Genomic DNA, 1,784 nt, shown 5'->3' with positions numbered 1-1,784 from the left:
TTGAGGTACTGCCCGGACGCCTTGGCCGCCGGCGGCGTGATGTTCGGGTCGTTCCGCTTCCAGGAGGAAATCATCGCGCGGATGCCGTTCTCCTCTGCCTCCTCGCCGAAGTAGGCGCCCCACGGCCACACCGCGATCATGACCTCGACAGGAGAAGGCAACGGATTGAGCCCCATCTCACCGTAACCGAGGTAGATCAGCGGCCGGATGTAGCAGGAGGCGATGTCGTTCACCGCGATGGTCTCCTTCGTCGCCGCGACGACCTGCTCCGGCGTGAAGGACGGCTCCATCACATAAATCTTGGCACTGCGGTAGAGACGGGCGATGTGGTCCGTCAGCCGGAACACGGCGGGCCCTTGGGCCGTCTCGTAGCAGCGGACGCCTTCGAACACACCCCACCCGTAGTGCAGGGTCGGGTTGAGCACGTGGATGCGGGCGTCGTCCCAGTCGACGAACTCTCCACTCATCCAGATCTTCGAGGTTGGGGTGATAGGCACGGCGACTCCAGGCCAAAGTACGACGAAGCGAACAGGAGATGACGAATCCGCCGATCTTCGCCGTGGTGGGGCCCTGTCGGCTGCCATCTTACCGGATCTACGGCTCCCGTAGAGAATAACCACGACGCACCTGGACCGGAAGGGCCCCCGCGGCAATCAACCATCCGGCCTCCACCGGTGGCGTGGCGGGGTGGCGCGAGGACCGGGGTGGCGAGGACTCAGCCCGCCGCCCGCGCGGCGAGGTCCTCGCCGCGTTCCCGGGTCGACAGCTGGGCCGCTCCCGCGGCGGCACGATCCGCCAGGGAGGATGCGACGGCGGCCTCGACCTTCGCCGCCTCCTCGGCGTGGCCGAGATGATCGAGCAGCATCGCCACCGAGGCGACGGTGGCCGTCGGGTCGGCGAGCTGCCTGCCGGCGATATCCGGGGCGCTGCCGTGCACGGGCTCGAACATGCTCGGGTGGGCACCGGAGGGATCGAGGTTGCCACTGGCGGCCAGGCCGATCCCGCCGGTGATGGCCGCGCCGATGTCGGTGATGATGTCGCCGAACATGTTGTCCGTCACGACGACGTCGAACCGGCCCGGATCGGTCACGAAGAACATCGAGGCCGCGTCCACGTGCTGGTAGTCGACGCGCACGTCGGGGAACTCGGGCGCCACCTCGGCCACGGTGCGCGACCACAGGTCGCCGGCCTTGGTCAGCACGTTGTTCTTGTGCACGAGAGTCAGATGGCGACGCTCGCGTCGATCGGCCCGCCGGAACGCGTCGCGCACGACGCGCTCGACGCCGTACCGGGTGTTGAGGCTCTCCTCGGTCGCCACCTCGTGAGGCGTCCCCTTCCGGAGCACACCCCCCGCGCCCGCGTACGGCCCCTCCGTGCCCTCCCGCACCACGATCATGTCGATAGCCGGATCGCCGGCCAACGGCGAGCGGACTCCCGGGTAGAGCCGCACCGGCCGGAGATTGACGTGATGGTCGAATTCGAACCGCAGCCGCAGCAGCAGGCCACGCTCGAGGACACCGCTGGGCACGCCGGGATCACCGACCGCCCCGAGCAGGATCGCGTCGTGACCGCGCAGTTCCTCCAGCACCGAGTCGGGCAGCGTCTCCCCGGTCTCGTGCCAGCGCCGGGCACCCAGGTCGTATTCGGTCATGTCGACCTTGGGATGTACCGCGCGCAGCACCCGCAACCCCTCCGCCACCACCTCGGGGCCGATCCCGTCACCGCCGATCACTGCAAGCCTCATGGGCCGACTGTAGCGGCCGACCGCGGGTCCGCACGGGTCC

General features: G+C 68.8%; 2 protein-coding genes. Both read right to left on the bottom strand.

The annotated features are described in order from the left end of the window. Positions 1–497, bottom strand: a 497-nt coding sequence (locus tag ACY45C_RS13705) for an aminotransferase class IV (protein ID WP_462187997.1), incomplete at its 3' end; no start/stop codon positions are given. A 218-nt stretch (positions 498–715) separates the two neighbouring features. Then, positions 716–1,744: a 3-isopropylmalate dehydrogenase gene (locus ACY45C_RS13700; protein ID WP_462187996.1), complete on the bottom strand. Its 1,029-nt coding sequence runs from the start codon at positions 1,742–1,744 to the stop codon at positions 716–718. Between the last annotated feature and the right edge of the window lie 40 nt (positions 1,745–1,784).

Source organism: Frankia sp. CcWB2 (assembly GCF_977927585.1).
The sequence above is the reverse complement of the archived record's forward strand: the minus strand, read 5'-3'. Positions and strand labels throughout refer to the sequence as shown.